At 70.6% G+C, this 24,575-nt stretch carries 17 protein-coding genes and 1 pseudogene; 14 read left to right on the top strand and 4 right to left on the bottom strand.

The genetic code is table 11. The features are described 5' to 3' along the window. Positions 1 to 241: 241 nt before the first annotated feature. A complete protein-coding gene (lexA, locus tag ABTX60_RS31425; protein WP_053671024.1) occupies positions 242 to 1,021 on the bottom strand; it encodes a transcriptional repressor LexA in 780 nt (259 codons plus the stop codon). Between the two features lie 620 nt (positions 1,022 to 1,641). Between lexA and nrdR the strand changes: the two genes are divergently transcribed. Both nrdR and ABTX60_RS31435 read left to right on the top strand, forming a co-directional pair. Continuing rightward, positions 1,642 to 2,202 (top strand): transcriptional regulator NrdR, encoded by a 561-nt coding sequence (gene nrdR / locus ABTX60_RS31430; RefSeq protein WP_352100403.1) that lies wholly within the window; start codon positions 1,642 to 1,644, stop codon positions 2,200 to 2,202. A gap of 163 nt (positions 2,203 to 2,365) precedes the next feature. Beyond that, complete coding sequence (locus tag ABTX60_RS31435) at positions 2,366 to 5,257, top strand: vitamin B12-dependent ribonucleotide reductase (protein WP_352100404.1); 2,892 nt, start codon at positions 2,366 to 2,368, stop codon at positions 5,255 to 5,257. 83 nt (positions 5,258 to 5,340) lie between these two features. Here ABTX60_RS31435 and ABTX60_RS31440 read toward each other — a convergent pair whose 3' ends face one another. Further along, entirely contained in the window at positions 5,341 to 5,874 is a 534-nt protein-coding gene (locus ABTX60_RS31440; RefSeq protein WP_352100405.1) for a TerD family protein, read from the bottom strand. Between the two features lie 154 nt (positions 5,875 to 6,028). Between ABTX60_RS31440 and ABTX60_RS31445 the strand changes: the two genes are divergently transcribed. The 6 genes and pseudogenes from ABTX60_RS31445 (at position 6,029) to ABTX60_RS31470 (ending at position 10,470) form a co-directional block, all read left to right on the top strand. Beyond that, positions 6,029 to 6,634 carry a YdbC family protein gene (locus ABTX60_RS31445; protein ID WP_352100406.1) on the top strand — a complete coding sequence of 202 codons (606 nt, stop codon included), beginning with the start codon at positions 6,029 to 6,031 and terminating at the stop codon, positions 6,632 to 6,634. Positions 6,635 to 6,913: 279 nt separating this feature from the next. Beyond that, positions 6,914 to 7,573: a histidine phosphatase family protein gene (locus ABTX60_RS31450; RefSeq protein WP_352100407.1), complete on the top strand. Its 660-nt coding sequence runs from the start codon at positions 6,914 to 6,916 to the stop codon at positions 7,571 to 7,573. A 12-nt stretch (positions 7,574 to 7,585) separates the two neighbouring features. Continuing rightward, the gene (locus ABTX60_RS31455) at positions 7,586 to 8,491 is read left to right on the top strand and encodes an ADP-ribosylglycohydrolase family protein (protein ID WP_352100408.1); all 906 of its coding nucleotides are present in this window, start codon (positions 7,586 to 7,588) and stop codon (positions 8,489 to 8,491) included. Positions 8,492 to 8,587: 96 nt separating this feature from the next. Then, positions 8,588 to 8,866: pseudogene (locus ABTX60_RS31460) on the top strand (TetR-like C-terminal domain-containing protein); the annotation flags it as partial. Positions 8,867 to 9,061: 195 nt separating this feature from the next. After that, entirely contained in the window at positions 9,062 to 9,763 is a 702-nt protein-coding gene (gene rnhB / locus ABTX60_RS31465) for a ribonuclease HII (RefSeq protein ID WP_352100409.1), read from the top strand. 68 nt (positions 9,764 to 9,831) lie between these two features. Next, positions 9,832 to 10,470, top strand: coding sequence for a hypothetical protein (locus ABTX60_RS31470; protein ID WP_352100410.1), 639 nt, complete (start codon positions 9,832 to 9,834; stop codon positions 10,468 to 10,470). A 316-nt stretch (positions 10,471 to 10,786) separates the two neighbouring features. Here the strand turns inward: ABTX60_RS31470 and ABTX60_RS31475 are convergent, their stop codons facing one another. Continuing rightward, on the bottom strand, positions 10,787 to 11,398 hold the full coding sequence (locus tag ABTX60_RS31475) for a hypothetical protein (protein ID WP_352100411.1): 612 nt from the start codon (positions 11,396 to 11,398) through the stop codon (positions 10,787 to 10,789). A 313-nt stretch (positions 11,399 to 11,711) separates the two neighbouring features. Continuing rightward, positions 11,712 to 13,877 carry a RecQ family ATP-dependent DNA helicase gene (locus ABTX60_RS31480; protein WP_352100412.1) on the bottom strand — a complete coding sequence of 722 codons (2,166 nt, stop codon included), beginning with the start codon at positions 13,875 to 13,877 and terminating at the stop codon, positions 11,712 to 11,714. A gap of 140 nt (positions 13,878 to 14,017) precedes the next feature. On the opposite strand from ABTX60_RS31480, the gene ABTX60_RS31485 reads away from it, so the two are divergent. From ABTX60_RS31485 to ABTX60_RS31510, 6 genes are all read left to right on the top strand, one after another. Beyond that, on the top strand, positions 14,018 to 15,823 hold the full coding sequence (locus ABTX60_RS31485) for a DUF4192 domain-containing protein (protein WP_352100413.1): 1,806 nt from the start codon (positions 14,018 to 14,020) through the stop codon (positions 15,821 to 15,823). Between the two features lie 619 nt (positions 15,824 to 16,442). Further along, positions 16,443 to 18,362: a glycogen debranching N-terminal domain-containing protein gene (locus tag ABTX60_RS31490; protein WP_352100469.1), complete on the top strand. Its 1,920-nt coding sequence runs from the start codon at positions 16,443 to 16,445 to the stop codon at positions 18,360 to 18,362. A 129-nt stretch (positions 18,363 to 18,491) separates the two neighbouring features. Next, entirely contained in the window at positions 18,492 to 19,250 is a 759-nt protein-coding gene (locus tag ABTX60_RS31495; RefSeq protein ID WP_053671009.1) for an NUDIX hydrolase, read from the top strand. A gap of 143 nt (positions 19,251 to 19,393) precedes the next feature. Beyond that, on the top strand, positions 19,394 to 21,472 hold the full coding sequence (locus ABTX60_RS31500) for an ABC transporter ATP-binding protein (protein ID WP_352100414.1): 2,079 nt from the start codon (positions 19,394 to 19,396) through the stop codon (positions 21,470 to 21,472). A 161-nt stretch (positions 21,473 to 21,633) separates the two neighbouring features. Then, the gene (locus ABTX60_RS31505; RefSeq protein WP_352100415.1) at positions 21,634 to 22,521 is read left to right on the top strand and encodes a FadR/GntR family transcriptional regulator; all 888 of its coding nucleotides are present in this window, start codon (positions 21,634 to 21,636) and stop codon (positions 22,519 to 22,521) included. 425 nt (positions 22,522 to 22,946) lie between these two features. After that, positions 22,947 to 24,488 carry an RNA polymerase sigma factor gene (locus ABTX60_RS31510; RefSeq protein WP_352100416.1) on the top strand — a complete coding sequence of 514 codons (1,542 nt, stop codon included), beginning with the start codon at positions 22,947 to 22,949 and terminating at the stop codon, positions 24,486 to 24,488. Positions 24,489 to 24,575: the final 87 nt, after the last annotated feature.

A 24,575-nucleotide genomic window follows, 5' to 3' on the forward strand; every position in this document is an offset into this window, starting at 1 on the left:
CGGTCCCCTTGTTTGTTCTGGCCGCCCCCGCCGCGGGGCTGCCCGCCGTCCGGGTGTATCATTCGGGTGGGGGGGGGGGGCCGGGGGGCCCCGCCCCCCCCCCGCCCCCACGTGCACGAGCTGCCGGGCCCCGAGTGCGGCAACTGCCCCGGACAGCGCAGGGCCCCGGAACCGGCGCAGGGGTCCCGGGGCCCGGTCAAGGGGGTGGGCCCGCTGGGCCCACCCGACGCGGTGCGCGCTGTCAGACGCGGCGGAGCACGGCCACCACCTTGCCGAGAATGGTCGCATCATCGCCGGGGATCGGCTCGTAGGACGCGTTGTGCGGCAGGAGCCAGACATGGCCGTCCTCGCGCTTGAAGCGCTTGACGGTGGCTTCGCCGTCGAGCATCGCGGCCACGATGTCGCCGTTCTCGGCGACCGGCTGACGGCGCACTGTGACCCAGTCGCCGTCGCAGATCGCGGCCTCGATCATCGAGTCACCGACGACCTTGAGGACGAACAGCTCACCGTCGCCGACAAGCTGGCGGGGGAGAGGGAAGACGTCCTCGACGGACTCCTCGGCGAGGATCGGGCCACCGGCGGCGATCCGGCCGACCAGGGGCACGTACGACGCGGCGGGCTTGCCCGCGGTGTCCGTGGGCTGCACCGAGGCGGCCTGGTCGGAGCCGCGCACCTCGTAGGCGCGCGGGCGGTGCGGGTCGCGGCGCAGGAAGCCCTTGCGCTCCAGCGCCATCAGCTGGTGCGCGACGGAGGAGGTACTGGACAGGCCGACGGCCTGACCGATCTCCCGCATCGACGGCGGGTAACCCCGACGCTGGACGGAGTCCCTGATGACCTCGATCACCCGGCGCTGGCGATCGGTGAGTCCCGAGCTGTCCGCCCGGATGCCGGGAGGTCGGCCCGGCAGGGAGCGCTTGTGCCCCTCAGGGTTCGTGGCTTCGTTCATCGCATGCACCGGCTCCAGTCGGCCCTGGGAGCGGTCCTGGGCAGCGATGGCGGCACTGTCTGCGGTGGTGGTCACGTCGGCCCCTCTCGATGGTCTCCCTGCTGGACAACGGTAGTTGCTTTCGAAAGGTTGCGCCAAACACACGTTCGAGTGAAAAAACGCGAATCACCGGACGCGATCATGTGTCCGGGTGTATTGGCGGCCGCGCCACCTGGCAGGCAAAAGGGCCCATTGCTGTACTCTTCACCGCCGGGGTGATCGCCTCGTGGACTGTGCCCCAGTCTGCCATCCGGCATTCCATCGCCCGGGGGCCATCCCTCATCTGCGCGGGAGTCCCACGCCCCCTCCTCGCGGCGCCCACGGTATCTCCGCATGTGCCGAGGCGATACGGCCGTGCAGGAACGGATGCGGCCGCGGCTCCGGGCCAGCCGCCGGAGGTGGCGCCTCCGGGGTGGAACGGGCTCGTGCGGCAGGGGTCGTCGCATGTCACCTGCGCCTTCGCGCGCGACACGCGAGATGGGGCTGGATGTATGAGCCAATCCCCACATCTAGTGGTTGGATTGCATCAGCAGCCCAGAAGTTGTGGTCCCCCGGGTCTCGAGGCTCATGGTCATCGCCTATGCTTGGGGCTGCTTCGTGGGGCGCAAGATGCCCGGCGAGGCTATTGAGTCTGCTGTGAGGAGGGTTGGGAGTTCATGCACTGCCCCTTCTGCAGGCACCCCGACAGCCGTGTCGTCGACAGTCGTACGACCGACGACGGCACATCGATCCGCAGGCGCCGTCAGTGCCCTGACTGCTCCCGTCGTTTCACGACCGTGGAGACGTGCTCGCTCATGGTGGTGAAGCGGTCCGGAGTCACCGAGCCCTTCAGTCGCACGAAGATCATCAATGGTGTGCGCAAGGCGTGCCAGGGGCGGCCCGTCACCGAGGACGCGCTCGCCCAGCTCGGCCAGCGGGTCGAGGAAGCGGTGCGGGCCACCGGAAGTGCCGAGCTGACCACCCATGACGTGGGGCTGGCCATACTCGGCCCGCTGCAGGAACTCGATCTCGTCGCCTACCTGCGGTTCGCCTCCGTCTACCGGGCGTTCGACTCGCTCGACGACTTCGAGGCGGCCATCGAGGAACTCAGGGCGCAGACGGGACGCACCGGCACGGACGGCCCGGACCGCGAGGAGGCGGCTGCGGGGAGCCAGGAAGACGACCGCGGGCCCGGAGGGACCAAGCAGGTCCCCGAGCCCGCAGGCGCCGCCGACTGACCGGCGGGCCGGATCCGGGAGGCAGCTCCGGGACCCGGCCGGGCGGCGGCGTGAGAAGACCTGTTGCGGGCGTGTGAGTGGGTGCCCGCAACACCAGACAGAACATCGTGCACCGGGAACAACGGGGCACTTCAGGGCGTTTGCGCCCGTACAGGGAGGCGGCATGACAGAGACGGCGAGCGGTCCGGCACGGAGTTCCCGCGCCAAGAGCGCCAAGGCGAGCAAGGGCCTGCGTGTCGAGCGCGTCCACACCACCCCTGGGGTCCACCCCTATGACGAGGTGGCCTGGGAGAGCCGTGACGTCGTCATGACCAACTGGCGCGACGGCTCGGTCAACTTCGAGCAGCGCGGCGTGGAGTTCCCCGACTTCTGGTCGGTGAACGCGGTCAACATCGTCACCAGCAAGTACTTCCGGGGTGCCGTGGGGACCCCGCAGCGCGAGACCAGCCTGAAGCAGCTGATCGACCGCATCGTGCAGACGTACCGGAAGGCCGGAGAGGACCACAAGTACTTCGCCTCGCCCGCCGACGCCGAGATCTTCGAGCATGAGCTGGCGTATGCCCTCCTGCACCAGATCTTCAGCTTCAACAGCCCTGTCTGGTTCAACGTCGGCACCAAGCAGCCCCAGCAGGTGTCCGCCTGCTTCATCCTGTCCGTCGACGACTCCATGGAGTCGATCCTCGACTGGTACAAGGAAGAGGGCATGATCTTCAAGGGCGGCTCCGGCGCCGGCCTGAACCTCTCCCGGATCCGCTCCTCCAAGGAACTGCTCTCCTCCGGCGGCAACGCCTCCGGTCCGGTCTCCTTCATGCGGGGCGCCGACGCCTCCGCAGGAACGATCAAGTCCGGTGGCGCCACCCGCCGCGCCGCCAAGATGGTCGTCCTCGATGTGGACCACCCGGACATCGAGGACTTCATCGAGACCAAGGTCAAGGAAGAAGAGAAGATCCGCGTTCTGCGTGACGCGGGCTACGACATGGACCTGGGCGGCGACGACATCACGTCCGTCCAGTACCAGAACGCCAACAACTCGGTCCGTGTCAACGACGAGTTCATGAAGGCGGTCGACCAGGGCGGCCAGTTCGGGCTGCGCGGCCGGATGAGCGGCGAGGTCATCGAAGAGGTCGACGCCAAGGCACTCTTCCGCAAGATCGCCGAGGCGGCCTGGGCCTGCGCCGACCCCGGCATCCAGTACGACGACACGATCAACGCCTGGCACACCTGCCCCGAGTCCGGCCGGATCACCGCGTCGAACCCGTGCAGCGAGTACATGCACCTGGACAACACGTCCTGCAACCTGGCCTCGCTGAACCTGATGAAGTTCCTGAAGGACGACGGCAAGGGCAACCAGTCCTTCGAGGCCGAGCGCTTCCAGAAGGTCGTCGAGCTGGTCATCACCGCGATGGACATCTCGATCTGCTTCGCGGACTTCCCGACGCAGAAGATCGGGGAGAACACGCGCGCGTTCCGCCAGCTCGGCATCGGGTACGCCAACCTCGGCGCCCTGCTGATGGCCACCGGTCACGCGTACGACTCCGACGGCGGCCGTGCCCTCGCCGGAGCCATCACCTCCCTGATGACGGGTACGGCGTACCGGCGCTCCGCCGAACTCGCCTCGGTCGTCGGCCCGTACGACGGGTACGCCCGTAACGCCGACGCCCACCAGCGCGTCATGAAGCAGCACTCGGACGCCAACGACAAGGCCGTTCGCATGGACGACCTGGACACCCCGGTGTGGGCCGCCGCCAGCGAGGCCTGGGTCGACGTCCTGCGCATCGGTGAGAAGAACGGTTTCCGTAACTCCCAGGCGTCCGTGCTCGCCCCGACCGGCACCATCGGCCTGGCGATGTCCTGCGACACCACCGGTGTCGAGCCCGACCTCGCGCTGGTCAAGTTCAAGAAGCTGGTCGGCGGCGGCTCGATGCAGATCGTCAACGGCACCGTCCCGCAGGCCCTGCGCCGCCTGGGCTACCTGGAAGAGCAGATCGAGGCGATCGTCGCCCACATCGCCGACAACGGCAACGTGATCGACGCCCCCGGTCTCAAGCCCGAGCACTACGAGGTGTTCGACTGCGCCATGGGCGAGCGGGCCATCTCCCCGATGGGCCACGTCCGCATGATGGCCGCGATCCAGCCGTGGATCTCCGGCGCCATCTCCAAGACGGTCAACATGCCGGAGTCGGCGACCGTCGAAGAGGTCGAGGAGATCTACTTCGAGGCCTGGAAGCTCGGCGTCAAGGCGCTCGCGATCTACCGCGACAACTGCAAGGTCGGCCAGCCGCTCTCCGCCAAGACCAAGGAGAAGGAGAAGGCGGAGATCACCGAGAAGGCCGAGGAGACGATCCGCACCGCGGTCGAGAAGGTCGTCGAGTACCGCCCGGTCCGCAAGCGCCTGCCGAAGGGACGTCCCGGCATCACCACGTCCTTCACCGTCGGCGGTGCCGAGGGCTACATGACCGCCAACTCCTACCCGGACGACGGTCTCGGTGAGGTCTTCCTCAAGATGTCCAAGCAGGGCTCGACCCTCGCGGGCATGATGGACGCCTTCTCCATCGCTGTCTCCGTCGGCCTCCAGTACGGCGTGCCGCTGGAGACGTACGTCTCGAAGTTCACCAACATGCGCTTCGAGCCGGCCGGTATGACGGACGACCCGGACGTGCGGATGGCGCAGTCGATCGTCGACTACATCTTCCGCCGCCTGGCGCTGGACTTCCTGCCCTTCGAGACGCGTTCCGCGCTCGGCATCCACTCGGCCGAGGAGCGTCAGCGTCACCTCGAGACCGGTTCGTACGAGCCGAGCGAGGACGAGGTCGACGTCGAGGGTCTGGCCCAGTCGGCGCCGCGCGCCCAGGAGCTGAAGGCCGTTTCCGCGCCCAAGGCAGAGGAGGCGGTCAAGCCCGCCCCGCAGCAGGCCCACACGAGTGCGGAACTGGTGGAGATGCAGCTGGGCATCCAGGCCGATGCCCCGCTGTGCTTCTCCTGCGGTACGAAGATGCAGCGCGCCGGTTCGTGCTACATCTGCGAGGGCTGCGGCTCGACCAGCGGCTGCAGCTGACGCCGAGCGCCTGAGCCGATGACGGAGGGGCACCGCCTGTGGGCGGTGCCCCTCCCGTCGTAGGCGGCTCGTCGGTGGCTTCGTCAGGGACGGTGTGCCGAACCCATCGTCCCGGTGAAGTCCACGGGGTCGCCCTCGAAGCCTCGGAGGCCGGCGCGGAATTCCCACGGCCCCGAGCCGTCCCGGACGAACTCCGCGACTGTCGCGGCGGTCGCACCCAGGACACCGCCGAAGTCATCCTCGGCGAGGACGGTGTAACCCTCACGGATACGCAGTCCGGGACTGCGCACACTGACGAAAGTGCGCTCCGCCGGGCGCTGCTGGATGACGACACCGACGACCACGCGCGCGTACCGGACGTCGAGCCGGTCCAGTTCCAACGTCATGACTTCGTCGTAGCCGAAGCCCTGGCCGTCCTTGCTGTCCCGGTTGAGGGTGATGGTGCCGTCCGGGGAACGACTGTCGAAGTGCACCACGTATGCGGGATCGCCGTGCGGGGCGTCCGCCAGGTAGGTCGCGGCGACCAGGTCCAGGTCGGTGGACGGCTGCCCGGCCGGGCTGGGATCCCACCGCACCGCGATCTCGACCTTGCGAAGCCCCTTGCTGAGCCCGTCCACCAGAGTCCCCTTCCCCGTACCGACCCGTCCGCCGGCCCAACTGCCGGGCGCGCATGACTGTTTGTCCATCCTGCCACGCACGCGGGTACGTGCGGGGAGGAGCGGTCCAGCCGAGAGTGACCGACGCCACGCCCGGTGGCCTTACCATGGCGCGGTGCTGGTCAAGTGGATTCGCTGCACCGTGGTGGACCGCCGCGGTTTCGAGCGGGGGCAGCGGAAGTGGGCGGGGCTTCTGGGGGAGCCGGGGTTTCGCGGGCAGGGGGGTGGCTGGAGCCGGGGGCGGCCGGATGTGGCGCACATCTTCGCGTTCTGGGAGAGCCGCGCGTTCTACGACTCGTTCATGGCACGGTCCCACGACCGGCTCGCATCGTCCCAGGCGGGCACGTTCAAGGACGCCCAGGTCAGACTCTTCGACTACCGCTTCGACGTGAAGACCGGCTTCGAACCGCGCTTCACGGACGCCGACCTGCTCCGGGTCGCGCTCTGCCGTATCCACGAGGCGCGGGCGGAGCACTTCGTGCTGATGCAGGAGAAGGTCTGGAACCCGGCGATGGCCGGCTCGCCCGGCATGGTGCGCGGGCTGTTCGGCGAGGCACCGGGGAACGAGTTCATGGTGCTGTCGATGTGGCGCTCGGCCGCAGAGCACGGCAAGTACCGCACGGAACGCGTGGAGCGGCTCGCCCTGAGGGCCCAGACGGAGGCGGACGTGGCGGCGCTCACCGGGGCCGTCGTGGACATGGAGTCGAGCTGGACGGTGTGACCCCGTGGTCACCACTCCGGTCGTATGACCCCGGGAGTACCACTCCGGTGGTGTGACCCCAGGGGTAAGGCTTCGGTGGTGTGCTCCCGCGGGTACGGCTTCGAGGGGTGCGGCTTCGGGGGTACGACTCCGGTGGTGTGACTTCGAGAGCCGGACACAGCCGTTCCGATCGGACAAGCGTGCGACCGAAGTGATCTGTGGTGCACGAATCGTGTGACCTACGCGGTATGGGTGCGGTGTAGGTGCTCCCCGGGCCCTCACTCGATCTAGGGTCTTGGCATGGCACGACCACGGCGCATCGTCCTTGTCCGGCACGGCGAGTCAACGGGCAATGTTGATGACTCCGTCTACGAGCGTGAACCCGACCACGCCCTGGCACTGACCGGGCGCGGCCGACGGCAGGCGGAGGCGACGGGCGGGCAGCTGCGCGAGCTCTTCGGCGACGAGCGCGTCAGTGTCTACGTCTCCCCGTACCGCCGTACGCACGAGACGTTGCGCGCGTTCCGCCTGGACACCGGTCTCATACGGGTGCGCGAGGAACCCAGGCTGCGCGAGCAGGACTGGGGCAACTGGCAGGACCGCGACGAGGTCCGCCTCCAGAAGGCCTACCGGGACGCGTACGGCCACTTCTTCTACCGCTTCGCCCAGGGCGAGTCCGGCGCCGACGTCTACGACCGGGTCGGGGGCTTCCTGGAGAGCCTCTTCCGCAGCTTCGAGGACCCGGAGCACCCGCCGAACGTCCTCATCGTCACGCACGGCCTGGCCATGCGGCTGTTCTGCATGCGGTGGTTCCACTGGACCGTCGCGGAGTTCGAGTCGCTGTCGAACCCGGGGAACGGCGAGGTGCGGATGCTCGTTCTGGGGGACGACGGCAAGTACACGCTCGACCGGCCCTTCGACCGCTGGCGAGATCCCGAGCCGTACGAGATCACCGGATAGAGTGGCAGGGCGATGACCGCTGATTCCTCCCCCGACGCGCGCCTGGACCGCGCCCTGGCCTGCCTGCGCGGACTGTCCGTCGGGGACGCCCTGGGCTCCCAGTACTTCGTCCCGGTGAACTACCCGCTGCTGAAGCGCCGCGAGGTGCCGTCCGGGACCTGGCAGTGGACGGACGACACGGAGATGGCCGGCTCGGTCGTCGCCGTCCTGGCCGCCCACCACCGCATCGACCAGGACGCCCTGGCCCTCTCCTTCGCCGAGCACCACGACTTCGACCGTGGCTACGGCCCCGCCGTCAATCGCCTCTTGCGCCTCGTCCGGGAGGGTGGCGACTGGCGGGAACTCGCCGCCGCGCTCTTCAACGGGCAGGGGTCGTGGGGCAACGGCGCGGCCATGCGGATCGCCCCGCTGGGCGCCTGGTACGCCGGCGATCCCGAGCAGGCGACGCACCAGGCGGAGATCTCGGCCTACACCACCCATCAGCACCGCGAGGCGGTCGTCGGGGCCATGGCCGTCGCCGCGGCGGCCGCGTTCGCCGCCGCCCCCGACGGACCCCCCGGCGCCGAAGCACTCCTCGACGGGGTCATCGCTCTGGTGCCGAAGAGCGCCGTGGGTGCGGGACTCCGCCGGGCCCGGGACATGCTCGACTACGACGACCCGGGTACGGTCGCGGCGGTGCTGGGGTGCGGGCGGCGTACGACCGCCCACGACACCGTGCCCTTCGCCCTCTGGTCGGCCGCGAGAAGCCTCGGCGACTACGAGCGGGCGTTCTGGACGACTGCCCAGGTGGGCGGGGACGTCGACACCACGTGCGCCATCGTCGGCGGCGTGGTCGCCTCGGGGAAGGCGGGGACGCCGCCCGCCGAGTGGGTCGAGCGGACGGAGCCGCTTCCGGACTGGGTGCCCCTGTCGACCTGAGGGCCGGGACTCTCACCCATCGGAACTCTCCGTACATCCCGGGAACTCTCCGTAACCAGCCGCCCGTTGTCGCGCCTCGTACGGGAGGCATGCGGGGTGATTCACGAGTGCGACACAGCGCAGGCCGAGCGCTTCCATGCCGTGATCTTCGAGGGGGTTGTGGAACCCACCATGAAGATGTTGCGCGAGGCTGTCGACCGAGGTGTCAAGCGAGGTGAGGTACGCCCGGAAGCTGCGAACGGTTACGTCTACGACGCCATACCGGCGATGATGATGTATCGCTCCAAGATGTGCGGAAGTGAATGGCAGGACCGTGAAGTCGAGGAGATGATCGACCAGTTGATGGTTCCGCTGTTGCGGCCGCACGGTTCCTGACGCCCCGCTCGAGGAGCTCTTGCTGTTGCGGGACTGTGCGGCACAGCCGCGTTGAACGGGTGCGCCATGTTCGCGTCGAACAGTGCGCCGCGCTCGTGTGGAACGGCGCCCGACGGGGGCTCGCGACGGTGGCGAGCCCGCTGCGGCGGACCGGGGTGTCGCGGACGCTCGAGGGCGGCGTAATCTAGGTGCGCCATGCCGTACGAACCGCCTACTCACACCGTCGAGCGCTCCCTTCGAGCCACGACCGGAGCGAAGATCGTTGCAGGTGTCGACGAGGTGGGGCGCGGCGCGTGGGCCGGTCCCGTCACCGTCTGCGCGGCGATCACCGGACTGCGCCGTCCACCCGAGGGGCTCACGGACTCAAAGCTGCTCACCATCAAGCGACGCACTGCCCTCGCCGAGGAGCTGCGGACCTGGGTGACGTCGTACGCACTGGGTCATGCCTCTCCGGAGGAGATAGACGCCCTGGGTATGACAGCGGCACTGCGGCTGGCGGCGGGGCGTGCGTTGGACGCACTGCCGGTCCGTCCCGACGCGGTCATCCTCGATGGCAAGCACGACTATCTCGGTACCCCCTGGCGGGTCCGCACGGTGATCAAGGGTGACCAATCCTGTGTGGCGGTCGCGGCGGCCTCGGTGATCGCCAAGGTCCAGCGCGACAAAATGATGGCCGAACTGGGTATCGACCATGCAGACTTCGGTTTTGCGGACAACGCCGGGTATCCCTCACCCGTGCACAAGGCCGCACTGGCGGAGCGGGGCCCCACCCCCTACCACCGCTTGTCGTGGGCGTATCTTGATGCGTTGCCCCAGTGGCGGCACCTCAAGAAGGTCCGCAGTTGGGCGGACGGAAGCGTTCCGGAGATCGAGGGTCAGCTCGGCTTCGATTTCTGACGGTTTCGTTCGCGCACATGCGCCACCCGCCGAAGCGGGCCGTACTAGCGTTTGATAAATATCAACTCATGCCTCTCATTCCCGAGGAGCCTCAGATTCACGAGAGTGCCCAGGGTCCCCGCGCCACTCCGGCCAGCGGCCGAATCGCGCCGACCCCCCGTCCCGTCCCAGGCCCCCGTCCCGCGGCCCCGTCGCGTCCCGGTCGCCCCGGCCCTCTCCGGCCGGCGCCGCCGGTGCAACGTACGCCGCGCGACGTGGCCGCCAAGCCCGCTCCGTCGGGCCCTGCCGCCGGTGCCGCCGGTGCCGCCGCTCCGGTCGCCCCGCAGATCCAGCTGATCCCGGCTTCCGTGGAGGGGGCGCTCGACGCCGCCGAGGAGGCCGTGGACCTGCTCCTGGACTCCGGTCGTACCCCCGGTGACATCCTGCTGATCACGACAGGGGAGCAGCACCCGTGGGCCGCCCACGAGCTGTCCTTCGGTGAAACCTCCTACTGGGCCCAGCACGACGCAGGCGATGACGTCTTCTACACGGACGCCACCATCGCGGAACGCGCCGCGTCGCGTCCGGTGGTCGTGGTCGCCGTCAACGGCGGTTCCGAGGCCGTGGCCGTGAGCGCCCTGTCCTTGGCCCACTCCCGGGCCGGCACCCTGCTGATCGTCTGTGGTGACCCGCAGCGGATCAACTCGGTGCTGGGCGCGGGCGTCTGAGCCGGTCCGGCAGCGCCCCGGTAGGGCGCTGGGGCGACTCCGGGCGCCGCTCCTGCGGCGCCGCACGGCAGGCGGTTCACCCTGCCCGGCGGTTGGGAGACCGTAACTGCGTACCGGCCTCGGCGGGTTCGGGGAGCCCCTCTGCGGCTGCGGCGGACGACTGTGCGTGCGGCTCGGGCAGAGCAGGGTCCACAGTGCTCGTTCCTGCTGACCGGCGTCGCGATCGCGGTGTGCCGGCGGCGAGGTGCCAGTGACACCGTGAGTGAGGCACTTCTCGCCGCTGGTTGCCGGGGCCGTGGCGAGCGGCCGCCGGGACTCAGCGTGCCGCCGCCGCGCGGCGCAGTACCTCGGAGGCGCCACCGGTGCGCGGTATGGGCGGCGGTGCCTCCGATGTGGCGAACGGCTCCGGTGCCGAGGCCGAGTGAGGGCGGCGTCCACCGCGGCCCTCGCCCAGGACCTGCCAGCCGTCACGGGTCAGCGTGATGTACGCCCCGCAGCGCAGCCCGTGCAGGGTGCACGCGTCACGCAGCCCCCACATCCAAGCGCCGTCCTCCTCCGTCCAACGCGCGTCGCCCTCACGGCAGTAGAGCAGCACCGCGGTGCGTACCGGTGTCCGGCGGCGCAGGTCGTGCGGGATGACCCGACGCAGTTGCGCGAGCAGCGCATTGCGGAACATCCAGCCGTCGGCCGGAGCCGAACGGCGCACGAACGAGGCGCTCGCCCGCAGCCGCTCGTCCGCGTCGAGCACGGCGACGACAGCGGTCGCCGGCTGCGGGTGGTGCCGGGCGTGCAGTCCGCTGACGATCTCGCGGGGGTTGCCCAGGAGTGGGATCCCGGCGGCGGCCCACTCCGCGGGTTCGAGCAGGCGGTTGGCGGAAGCGACGGACGTCGACGCCGCTGCCGAGGCCGGAGCGAATCCGAAGGTCACGGTCCTCCCTTCGGCTACGCGCCCACACTGCGGGCGGGGTCGGATTCTGGGAGCGCGCACCGCGGCAAAGCCCTACCGGAGCGGCGGGCGAGCCGTGCGGGGAGCGGACCTCAATTCTTCCTGTCGAACTTGAATGCGGCAACGAGCAATTGAGGCAGCCGACCGTTATCAGATGATGCGCGGCTAATATCCCCGCGGTGTGTGTCGCCGGACCACCCCCGGGGGCGTTCGAGCACGACACGTTCGTACGGCATGAGGATGGACGGCGTCCAGAGGGTGCGCCGGGACAACCGCCCCGAACCCGGGCCCGTCGTCAGCCTTGCACGGCCAGCACCAGCGGCAACACCCCCTGCGCGCCGGAGCGTCGGAGCATGCGGGTCGCGACCGCGAGGGTCCAGCCGGTCTCCGTGAAATCGTCCACCAGGAGTACCGGTCCCTGGGCCCCGGCGAGGGCCGTGGCGAGGGCGGGCGGCACGGCCAGCGCTCCGTCGAGCGCCTTGAGGCGCTGGGCGCTGTTGCTCCGGGAGCCCGGGTAGGCGTCGCCGGTGTACTCGACGGTGCCCAGCAGCGGCAGGCGACCGATCTCCGCGATGTGCGCCGCCAGGGAGCTGATCAGCTGCGGTCGCGTTCGCGAGGCGACGGTGACGACGCCGGCCGGCCGCGGTCGGCCCTCCGGTGCGCCCGGCGCCCAGCCGCCGGGTCCCTTGGCCCAGTCGGCCAGGACGTCCACCACTGCCCTGGCCACGTCGTCGGGCACGGGGAGGTCGGGGGCCTGGGGCGCGAGCATGGGGCGCAGCCGGTTGCCCCAGCCGATGTCGGAGAGGCGTCCCAGCGCGCGTCCCGGCGCGGCCTGTTCGCCGGCGGGGATGCGTCCCTTGAGCTCCACTCCGATCGCCGGCAGCCCGGTGGGCCACATCCGCCGGGGCTCCACTTCTACACCTGCCCGGCCCAGGTCCACACGCGCGGCGTCGAGCGCCTCCTCGGACGTGTCGGCGGTGAAGCGCGGACCGGCGCAGTTGTCGCAGCGACCGCACGGCTTGGCCGCCTCGTCGTCCAGCTGACGCTGCAGGAACTCCATGCGGCAATCCGTTGTCGAGGTGTACGCGCGCATGGCCTGCTGCTCGGCCTCGCGCTGACGCGCCACCCAGGCGTATCGCTCGGTGTCGTAGGCCCAGGGTTGCCCGGTGGCGATCCAGCCGCCCTTGACCCGCTTGACCGCCCCGTCCACGTCGAGGACTTTGAGCATGGTCTCGAGACGGGAGCGGCGCAGCTCCACCAAGGGCTCCAGGGCCGGCAACGACAGGGGCCTCTCCGCCTGCGCGAGGAGGCCGAGCGTACGGCGCACCAAGTCTTCCGGGGGAAAGGCGAGCGACGCGAAATACTTCCAGATCGCCTCGTCCTCCTTGCCCGGGAGCAGGAGCACCTCGGCATGCTCCACGCCGCGTCCCGCGCGGCCCACCTGCTGGTAGTAGGCAATGGGGGAGGACGGGGAGCCCAGGTGCACCACGAAGCCCAAGTCGGGCTTGTCGAAGCCCATACCGAGCGCCGAAGTGGCGACCAGCGCCTTCACCTTGTTGCCGAGGAGATCCTCCTCCGCCTGCTGACGATCGGCGTTCTCCGTCTTGCCCGTGTACGACGAGACCGTGTGTCCGCGCTGCCGGAGAAAGGCGGTGACCTCTTCGGCGGCGGCCACGGTGAGGGTGTAGATGATTCCGGATCCCGGCAGTTCGTCCAGGTGCTCGGCGAGCCAGGCCATCCGGTGCGCGGAGTCCGGCAGGCTCAGCACGTTCAGGCTCAGGCTGTCCCGGTCCAGCGGGCCCCTCAGGACGAGGGCGTCCGAGCTGCCGCCGGTGCCGAGTTGTTCCGCCACGTCGGCGGTCACGCGCGCATTGGCCGTGGCGGTGGTCGCGAGCACCGGCACACCGGGTGGGAGATCGGCCAGCATGGTGCGCAGCCTGCGGTAGTCCGGGCGGAAGTCGTGACCCCAGTCGGAGACGCAGTGGGCCTCGTCCACCACCAGCAGCCCGGTGGCGGCCGCGAGCCGAGGGAGCACCTGGTCACGGAAGTCCGGGTTGTTGAGCCGCTCGGGACTCACCAGCAGGACGTCCACTTGGCCCGCGGCGATCTCGTCCTGAACGGCATCCCATTCCTCGGTATTGGAGGAGTTGATGGTCCGGGCGTGGATGCCGGCCCGAGCCGCCGCCTCGACCTGGTTGCGCATGAGCGCCAGCAGAGGGGACACGATCACGGTGGGGCCGCTGCCCCGCGCCCGCAGCAGCGAGGTCGCCACGAAGTACACCGCGGACTTGCCCCAGCCCGTGCGCTGGACGACGAGGGCACGGCGTCTGTCGGCGACCAGCGCCTCGATCGCCAGCCACTGGTCCTCACGCAGCCGGGCCTGCCCCGAGACGTCCCCGACGAGACGGGTGAGGACGGCGTCGGCGGCCGCCCGCAGTTCCGCGTTGTTCGTGTGCTCCATGCGTTCCATACAACAGGACGGCACTGACATCCGTAGCCCCGCACCGAGACCTGTGGACGCAACGCCTGTGGTGACGCGTCCCTGATCAGACTTATCCACAGGCTCAAGCGGAGGTTCAGATTCCGCGAGATCGTCTTCGCATGACGAACCACAGCGAAGCCACCGGATCCCCTGAGAACGGTGACATCACCGGGCCCGAGGCGCAGGGCGGGCACAAGAACAGCAGGCAGAAGGAGAAGAAGGGGAACGCCCCGTCCGGGCTGCACGCCACCAGCCCGCCGTACTCCGGTCACGGAGGCGAGCACCAGGTCACCCTGCGTACACCGGCCGAGCTGGCCGACGCCCTGCCGTACCTTCTCGGATACCGACCCGAGGACAGCATCGTCCTGGTCGCGCTCCACGACAGCGACGGACGCGGGCGGTTCGGAGGCCGGGCCCGGCTCGGCATCCCCGCGAACGCTGACGACTGGCCGTCAGCGGTCCGGCAGCTGTCCCACGGTCTCGTGACGGGCAGCGAGCGCCGAGGGGCCCGGCCCGAGTCGATGGTCGCCTTCCTGTGCCAGGAACCGGAGAAGGGACAGACCGGCCGCCAGGTGATGGAGCGGCTGCGGCCCCTGGCCCAGAGGTTGCGCGTCGAGTGCGGTTCCCTGGACGTGGTGGTCGTCGAGGCACTGTGCATCTCGGAGGGCCGCTACTGGTCGTACTGCTGTGACAACGAGGCCTGCTGCTCCTCCGAGGGAGCCCCCATGGGACTCCCCGGCACCTCCGTGCTGGCCGCAGCCGCCACCTACGCCGGCATCCAGGTGCGCGGCACCCTGAGGGAACTCCGGGCGCGGCTGCTGCCCTGGGAAAGCGCCGCGGCCCTCGAACAGGAGGCTGCACTGGACATCGCCAGCATGGCGCTGGTCCCGAGGATTCTGGACGACGAGGGTCGCGCCGCCGTGGCCGACGAGACGCTGGAACTGGCCGGCGGGATCCTGGACCGCTTCGCCGAGGCACAGCCGGTTTCCGGCACGCTCCTGGCGGATCTTCGCGACGACGAACTGCTCGGCCACGACGAGGCCGCCCGGCTGATCCTCGGCCTCCAGGACCGAGCGACCCGCGACCGCGCTGCCGCGTGGATGGAGGGCGACGAAGCCGCACGCGCCCTTCGCCTCTGGCGGACCCTGGCCCGCCGCTGTGTCGGGCCCTACGGTGAACACGCCGCGGCGCCGCTCACCCTCGCCGGTTGGGTCGCCTGGTCCACCGGCGACGAACTGGAGGCCCGCGAAGCCCTCGCCATGGCCTTGGGCGCCGACCCCGACTACCTGTTCGCCCGCCTCCTGCACCAGGCCTGCAACGAAGGACTCGACCCGGAGTCGATCCGCAGTTGCCTGCGGGCGGAGCGCGACGACCGGGGACGCGCGGCCGCCGACGCGCAAACGCGGGCGGACACTGCCGGGTCCGCCGGACGCGACACCACGCCGACGACCGAGATGGAGCCCCACGGCAATCGCTCACAAGCAGCGGCGTCCCGGCTCGGAGCATCCGGCAACTTCTCACAGCCAACCGGGTCGCCCGAGTCCGGGCCGCACGAGCAGCCCTCTCGACCGGCGGCGCCGTCCCGCCGTCGCCGCCGCACTCGTCCGTCCGGTACCACCGGCGCAGCATCCGGCGGTACCCGCGCAGACGACCATGAGGGCCGAGCCCGCACCCCCGGCCGACGTACCCCGGCGGGCACCACACACCCCGCCGGCACCACACGTTCTGCGGCCACCACACGCCCCGTTGGCGCCACCGAATCCGGTGCTCGCACGGGCCGTGCGACAAAGGCGGGTACCGCCCGGCCCGGCAGTGGACGAACGGGCGGAGCGGGTGCACTTGCGCCGAAGAAGGCGGCCACGCCCTGCCGGGACGGAGGTGAGGAAGGTGTGCGGGACGGCGACGGCGTGAGCGGTGAGGAGTGACCTTGCGGCGGACGGCCTCAAGGCGCACGGGACTGGCCGGGGGCGTGACCCGGAGGACGCTCGCAGCGTTCACCTGAGTGGCGGAACGGCCGGACGGGCCGTGAGGCCGCACCGTCCCTGCTCCGTGGGAGTCCGCCGGCCCCCGCGCCGCCCCCGATTCTGGCGCACCGAGCGCAGAGGAAGCCGTCCCATGCATCAGCCGACTCCGCCCGCCGCCGACGACCGACGCCCGCAGGGCGGCCCCCCGCTGCCCCTCGGGTCGGGCCTCGGCCCGCCCGGGGCCCGGGTGCCGCGAGCAGGGGAACAGGTCGGTCCTTCCCGACCGGCTGCACATGTCGACGGTTACGGACCGAGGTTCCCCGGCAGCGCGTCCTACTCCTCTGCACCTCCCGGTGGAGACCCGCGTCCGCCCTCGTCGTCGGGCCCGGGCCCGCCCTCCTCACGGTGGGCGGGCCAGAGCCGTCGCCCCGGCACGGGTCCGGGATGTGGCCCAGCCTCATCGTCCTTCGCTCAAGGGCGGACACCATCACCCTTGGGGCACTCGTCCGCACCCCCGCCCCGGGGCGCCACGATCCCCGGACTGCGCTGGTCCGCCGACCTGCCCCCCGCCCACACCGCGATGATCTGTGTCGCCCTTCCCGGCCTGGCCATCTCAACAGAGGAAGGGCAGCTGACCGGCCGGGGACTGGAGGGCTTCTACCGTGCCGGTCGCCGCATGCTCTCCCGGTGCGAGATCCGCGTCGCCGGACGAGAGCCGCTCGCGGTACAGGCCCGCATGGCCTCGGCCGACCGCGCCCGCTTCGTGGGCACGCTCCGGACGTCACCGCAGACGGGCCCGGATCCTGACGTGATCGTGGAACGTAACCGCTTCGCCGACGGCACGGAGCGGGTCACCCTGCACAGCGCCGCTGCGCGCACCCTGCGGCTGCCGCTCGAGATCGTGCTGGGCACCGACCTGGCCGACCTCGGCGCGATCGCCTCCGGCAGCGCGGGTCCCGAACTTCCCGCAAGCGTCCATGGCTCCGGCCTGCGCTGGTCCTGCGCCACCGGCAACGCCACTGTCACGGCCGAACCGCCCCCCTCGGACGCCCTGGCCTCGGCCAGACTGCTGCGGTGGGAGCTCGACCTGCCGCCAGGGGGCAGCAGAACCGTCGAACTGCGGGTGCGGCCGGACGGCGCGGGACCCCTCCGAGCCGTGGGACGAGCGGCGACCAGCCCGCTGTCCGCCGCATGTGCGGAGGGCGACGATCCGAGAGTCCCCACCCTCTTGCGGACGAGTATCGAGGACCTCCAGGCCCTCCTCCTGCGTGACTCCGCACACCCCGCTGACACCCACCTCGCGGCCGGGGCACCCTGGCGCTGCGGTCTGGCTCCCGCCGACGCGCTGGTCGCCGCCCGGATGGTGCTGCCGCTGGGCACCGGCCTTGCCGCGGGGACGCTGCGGATCCTCGCGCGGACCCAACTCACCGCCCCTGGAGCGCAGTCCGGAATGATCCCCGGCCCCAGGCGGGACGCCGGGCCGCACCTTCCGCCGCAGTGCACCGGAACAGAGGCCACGCTGCTCTTCCCCGCCGTGCTGGCAGAAGCGCGCCGCTGGGGCCTCCCCGACCGGGAAACGGAAGCGCTGCTGCCCGCGGCCGAGCGCTGCCTGACCTGGCTGCGAGACACGGTGGGCGACGGCATCTACCTGCGCGACCCCAACCCGGGCGGACCTGTCCGCTGTGAGACACAGGCCCACGCCCATCGTGCCGCGCTGCTCGGAGCCGACCTGCTCGACGCTTGTGGCCGGACGGGGGGCGCGGCGCTCCGGGAATGGGCGCAGACCCTGCGGACCGCCTTCCGGGAACACTTCTGGATCGAGGATCGGGGAGGCGGCCGGCCCGCGGCGGCACGTGCGCCGGACGGCAGTCCGGTGCCCCACCTGGGTGCCGCCGCCGTGCACCTCCTCGATACGGGCCTGCTGGGCGGTGGCCAGTTGGCGCCGGGGCTGCTCGACAAGATCCGGACCGAGCACCTCGCCCGGCTGCTCGGCAGCCCCGTTATGGACTCGGGTTGGGGCCTGCGCGGACTGGGCTCGAAGGAAGCGGGATTCAATCCGTTCGGCCACCGCGCAGGAGCCGTACGGACGCAGGAAACGGCTCTCGCCGCTGCGGGACTCGCCGCCGCGGGCTACGAGAAGGAGGCCGGCTCACTGGTGAGCGGCGTGCTCTCGGCCGCCGAGACCTTCGCCTACCGGCTGCCCGAGATGTACGCGGGGGAGCAGCGCACGGAAGGAAGCGCTCCGCTCCCACACCCGGCAGCCTGCCGACCTGCGGCCACAGCGGCGGCAGCCGGAGTCATGCTGCTGACCACCCTCGCCGGCATCCGTCCCGATGCCCCGGCAGGCACGGTCACCCTGCGCCCCGTGCGCAGCGCACCGCTCGGGGAGATCGGTTTCACGGGACTGCGCGTGGCGGGTGCCCGGTTCTCCGTGCGGGTCGGCCGACTGGGCCTGGCCATGGTCGAGGAGGCGGCCGACGGACTGCAACTGGGGGTGTGACGTGCAGCGACATGCCATTTCATGACCAGGTGCAGTCGGCCGAGTCCATAAGCGGACGGAAGTGGATCACTGGGCGGACGGACCGGCGAAGGAGGTGTTTATCGTCAGGCAGACGACTATGATCGCCGCATGCCCTACGACCCGTCAGCGTTTCCGCCCTTCGCCGTCACCGTGGACCTGGTCGTGCTGACCGTGCGCCGTCATGCTCTGTGTGCGCTGGCGGTGCGCAGGGGCGAGCCGCCGTTCCAGGGGCGCTGGGCGCTGCCCGGCGGCTTCGTGCGGGCCGACGAAGACCTGGCGCAGGCCGCGGCGCGCGAGCTGGCCGAGGAGACGGGACTGCGCGTCCACGACCCCTCCGTCCCGGCTCAGGACAACGGGGCGCATCTGGAGCAGCTGGCCACCTATGGAGACCCCAAGCGGGACCCCAGGATGCGGGTCGTCAGCGTCGCCCACCTCGCCCTCGCCCCCGATCTGCCCCCGCCCAGAGCGGGCGGAGACGCCAGCAACGCGCGCTGGGCCCCGGTCGAGGAACTGTTGCAGCAGGGCGGTTACGGGCGTGAGGCCGAACCGGTCGCGCCGCTCGCCTTCGACCACGCCCAGATCTTGGCGGACGGAGTGGAGCGCGCCCGCTCCAAGATCGAGTACTCGTCACTGGCCACCGCCTTCTGCCCACCCGAGTTCACCGTCGGGGAACTGCGTCGTGTCTACGAGGCGGTGTGGGGCGTGGCGCTCGACCCGCGCAACTTCCACCGCAAGGTCACGGGCACGCCCGGTTTCCTGGTTCCCACCGGTGGGACGACGACCCGCCAGGGGGGACGCCCGGCTCAGCTCTTCCGTGCCGGCGGCGCGACACTGCTCAACCCCCCGATGCTGCGTCCCGAGGTGTGAGCGGCCGGCAGGGTGCGGGCGGCGCCCTGACAGGAACGCGACCCGTCGGCAATCCCGTCACGGTGTGGGGGCTTCCCGAGGCGGATCTCGGTAAGGCGCTGAGGTGCCCGGAAAAACGGACATAGCACGCTATCTTGCTGTGAGTGATCGAGGCCTTCGGACTGACCAGCAACCCCCGCAAAGAGCTTCCGCCCGCAGCCGACGACGTCTCGTTCGAGGCGCGGGCGGGCCGCATCACCGCGCTGCTCGGAGCACCGGGCGCGGGCAAGACGACGGTTCTCAGACTGATGCTCGAACTCCAACAGGGGCGCGGCATCACCCACTTCCGGGGGCGTCCGCTGCACCGCATCGCCCACCCCGCGCGTGAGGTCGGCGTGTTGCTGGGCGACGTTCCCGGGCATCCCGCCCGCACGGTGCGAAGTCATCTGCGCATGCTGTGCGCAGCCGCGGGGGTTCCGGTTCGGCGTGCCGACGAAGTGCTCGAGGCGGTCGGGCTCGTGAGCCTGCGCGAGGAACGCCTCGGTACTCTCTCCCGTGGCCTGGACCGGCGCCTCGGGCTGGCCTGCGTCCTTCTGGCCGACCCGCACACCCTCGTCCTAGACGACCCGGCCGACGGACTCTCCACCCGTGAGAGCGCCTGGCTGCACGGCATGTTGCGCGCCCACGCCGCCCAGGGCGGCACGGTCCTGCTCACCACGGCCGACCCCAAGGGCGCCGCGCGCACCGCCGATCGGGTCGTCACCCTGGAACAGGGCAGGCTCGTGGCCGACCAGGAGGCCGCGGAGTTCGCGCGTACGCGCCTCCGCCCCCGTGTCGCGGTGCGCAGTCCGCACGCGGCCCGTCTGGCGGTTCTCCTGGCCAAAGAAGCCCGCACTTCGCAGCGCTCCGTCGAAGTCGTCCGAGAGGGCGGTAACCGCCTTTCGGTGTACGGCGGTACCTGCGCGGACATCGGCGAGGTCGCGTTTCGTCACGGCATCGTCGTTCACCAACTGGCCGACGAGGTCGGAGACATGGGGCCCGGTGCGGGTGTCGCTCACGCGAGCGGGGTGCGCGACCGGATCCCGGCCGGGTCGGTGCGCGTCACGGACACGCACGGGACGCCCCTTGCGCCCAGGCCCGAAGAGTCGCCATCGTCTGCCGACCCGTCGAGTCCCTTCGCGACGGACGCCCCGGCCCCCGCAACCGAGCCACGCCCCGTGCTCGAGCCGGGCTCCCTCTCCCACGGGAGGGAGCCGGGCACCAGCGAGCCGTCCTTGTCCTTCGGGCAACCGCAACTGCCCGACACCGAGCCGCACGAGCTCCCGGATCTCTCCCCGGCCGGCCGGGCGGACGACGACTCCCTGACAGCGACCGCGCCGTCCCGGCCGGGGGCGCCGCACCCGACCGGAGCCCTGACCGGTCGCACGCTCGACGCGCTGCCTCCGCTGCCGCCCCCCATCTCCGTCCGTCCCGCCCCCAGCCCGCTCCGCCCCCTCCGCTACGAGATCCGCCGCGCCACCGGGATCGGCACCGGGTTCCTCACCGGGGCCGCCGTACTGGCCGTGTCCGCCGTGACCGCCGTAGTGCTCGCACGCATCGGGCACACCCCGCAGCCGCGTCTGCTGGCCGCGTGGCCGCAGGAGCTGCCCCTGCCGCCCGCGGCGCTCGGTGCGGGGCTGCTCGGCGCGCTGGCCTTCGGCGACGAGTTCCGCCACCCCGCCCTGGCCGCGGACCGCGGCACCGTGCCCCGCCGGCTGGGGCTGCTGGCCGCCAAGCTGCTCGTCTCCTCGACCGCCGCGCTGGTCCTGGCCGTCCTCACCGTGGGATGCGACGCCGAAGTGCTCTATCTCGTCTACGGACGGGAGCTCGCACAGGTTCCCGCCGATTGGTTCCCGCTGATGACGAGTTGGTTCGGGCTCGTCGTCGGTTGCGCCTGGGCCGGTGTACTCGCCGCAGGCGTCTTCCGGTCCACCACGGCCGGGCTCGCCGCCGTGGCCGCCGTCCCCCTCCTTGTCGTACCCGTCGTGCACAGGCTCGTGAACGGTCCGTCTGTGCGAACGGCGGCCGGACTCCCCGTGCGGCTGCGAGAGACGCTCCTGCCGCGGTGGCCCTTCGGTGGAGAGCGCTACCTGGAGACCGCGCTCAAGGTGATGTCCCAACCCGTGGGCGGCGCACTGATGTTGTCGCTGACCGCGCTGCTATTCGCCTATCTGCTCACCACCCTGCGTGGCAGGTTCCGGTGACGACTGTCCGTAACCCTTAGTCCGGCCATGCGCACAACTCCCCGCAGAACGCACATTTCTTTCCGATAAGGCGTCAATTGCGACGGGGTGAGCGATCACCCTTTCGTGTGCTTTTCACCAAAGACCTCAAGGGAGTTGGAAGCGGCGCCGACAAATGATGCGTGAGTACCGTTGCGCACACCATGATGACCGCCGCCCGCTCCGCCGACTCCGGCCTCACGAGCCCGGGCGAACTCGACCGCTACCCGTACGCCGAGGCGCCCGCCGTCGACCGCGTCGGGATCCCTGCCTGGGACGGCGGAGACCCCGAGCTGGGCCGTGTGGGCCGCCGCGCCGCCGGCAGCCGCGGACGCGGGCTGCACGGCCAACTCGTTCAACAGCTGGGTCAGATGATCGTCTCCGGCGACCTGGGCGCCGACCGGCCGCTGGTGCCCGAGGAGATCGGCCAGCGATTCGAGGTCTCCCGCACCGTCGTCCGCGAGTCGCTCCGCGTCCTGGAGGCCAAGGGTCTGGTGAGCGCCCGCCCCAACGTCGGCACGCGCGTGCGCCCCGTCAGCGACTGGAACCTCCTCGACCCGGACATCATCGAGTGGCGGGCCTTCGGGCCCCAGCGCGACAACCAGCGTCGCGAGCTGAGCGAGCTGCGGTGGACGATCGAGCCGCTCGCCGCCCGCCTCGCCGCCGGGCACGGTCGGGAGGACGTCCAGCAGCGCCTTGCGGACATGGTCGAGATCATGGGGCACGCGATGGCTCAGGGCGATGCGCTCACGTTCTCCCGCGCCGACTCCGAGTTTCACTCGCTGCTCATCCAGGTCGCGGGCAACCGCATGCTGGAGCACCTGTCCGGCATCGTGTCCGCGGCCCTCCAGGTCTCGGGCGGCCCGGTCACGGGCTGTGACCGCCCGAACGAGGCCTCCCTGGCACACCACGGCCGCATCTGCGACGCCCTCGCCGCCGGTGACGGAGCGGCGGCCGAGGCGGCCATGCGTCAACTGCTCACGGTCCACCCCGAGGTGGAACGGGTGGTGCCCGCCCCGCGCGAGCACTGACCGCGTTCCGCGGGCGGCGCGGCCGGGTGTGCCACCCCCCTCCTGTGGCAGTGCCTGATCGGTGATCCGCCTCCCGTCGGACCCCGTGGGATCCTTGTGATCCTGCGGGGTCCGACGGCGCGAAGGGGCCAGTACCCGGTGGCGTGGTCGGGTCGATTCCGCGTGTGACCCGTTCTGTCTGAGTTCGACCGCTTCTGTTCGCTTACGGGGTGTGACTCGGGCCACGCAGATTCGGCGTAACGCTCGCGGGAAGAACGCGATGACCTAAGAGGTGACAGCCGCGGAGGGAATACGGACGCCGTTCACGGCGCTGTGCATCTTCCCGGCCCCGCCCGCGCCGTCGGCCCATCCCCAAGCCGGCGGTCGGCTCCTGTCCACACCGGACGGGGCCGGAAGCCGTTTTCCAACGTTCCGAGAGGTTGTTCGTGTCGGCCAGCACATCCCGTACGCTCCCGCCGGAGATCGCCGAGTCCGTCTCTGTCATGGCGCTCATTGAGCGGGGAAAGGCTGAGGGGCAGATCGCCGGCGATGACGTGCGTCGGGCCTTCGAAGCTGACCAGATTCCGGCCACTCAGTGGAAGAACGTACTGCGCAGCCTCAACCAGATCCTCGAGGAAGAGGGTGTGACGCTGATGGTCAGTGCCGCAGAGCCCAAGCGCACCCGAAAGAGCGTCGCAGCGAAGAGTCCCGCCAAGCGCACCGCCACCAAGACGGTCGCGGCCAAGGCGGTGACCACCCGGAAGGCCACCGCCACCGCCACGCCGGCGGCTCCCGCCGCCGAACCCGCCGTCGAGGAGGAGGCAGCCGCCAAGAAGGCGGCTGCCAAGAAGACGACCGCCAAGAAGGCGGCCGCGAAGAAGACCGTCGCCAAGAAGACCGCGGCCAAGAAGACCAGCGCCAAGAAGGACGACGCCGAGGTCCTCGAGGAAGAAGTGCTCGAGGAGGCGGCCCCCGGCAAGGCCGGCGAGGAGCCCGAGGCCACCCCCGAGAACGCGGGCTTCGTACTCTCCGACGAGGACGAGGACGACGCGCCCGCCCAGCAGGTCGCCGCCGCCGGTGCCACCGCCGACCCGGTCAAGGACTACCTCAAGCAGATCGGCAAGGTTCCCCTGCTCAACGCCGAGCAGGAGGTCGAGCTCGCCAAGCGCATCGAGGCCGGTCTGTTCGCCGAGGACAAACTGGCGAACGCCGACAAGCTGGCCCCGAAGCTCAAGCGCGAGCTGGAGATCATCGCCGAGGACGGCCGCCGCGCCAAGAACCACCTCCTGGAGGCCAACCTCCGTCTGGTGGTCTCCCTGGCCAAGCGCTACACCGGCCGCGGCATGCTGTTCCTGGACCTCATCCAGGAGGGCAACCTCGGTCTGATCCGCGCGGTCGAGAAATTCGACTACACCAAGGGCTACAAGTTCTCCACGTACGCCACCTGGTGGATTCGTCAGGCGATCACCCGCGCCATGGCCGACCAGGCCCGCACCATCCGTATCCCGGTGCACATGGTCGAGGTCATCAACAAGCTCGCCCGCGTGCAGCGCCAGATGCTCCAGGACCTGGGCCGCGAGCCCACCCCGGAGGAGCTGGCCAAGGAGCTCGACATGACCCCCGAGAAGGTCATCGAGGTCCAGAAGTACGGCCGCGAGCCGATCTCGCTGCACACCCCGCTCGGCGAGGACGGCGACAGCGAGTTCGGTGACCTCATCGAGGACTCCGAGGCAGTCGTCCCGGCCGACGCGGTCAGCTTCACGCTCCTGCAGGAGCAGCTGCACTCCGTCCTGGACACCCTGTCGGAGCGCGAGGCGGGTGTCGTCTCGATGCGCTTCGGCCTCACCGACGGTCAGCCGAAGACCCTCGACGAGATCGGCAAGGTCTACGGCGTCACGCGTGAGCGGATCCGCCAGATCGAGTCGAAGACCATGTCGAAGCTGCGCCACCCGTCCCGTTCTCAGGTGCTGCGCGACTACCTCGACTGAGCGAGGCCGTAGCCACGGAAGGCCCGGTTCCCCGAGGGGGGACCGGGCCTTCGCCGTGCTGCCTCGCCGCGGGTGCGGGGAGGGGCA

This window comes from Streptomyces sp. NPDC126510 (genome assembly GCF_040302345.1).
Taxonomy (GTDB): Bacteria; Actinomycetota; Actinomycetes; order Streptomycetales; family Streptomycetaceae; genus Streptomyces.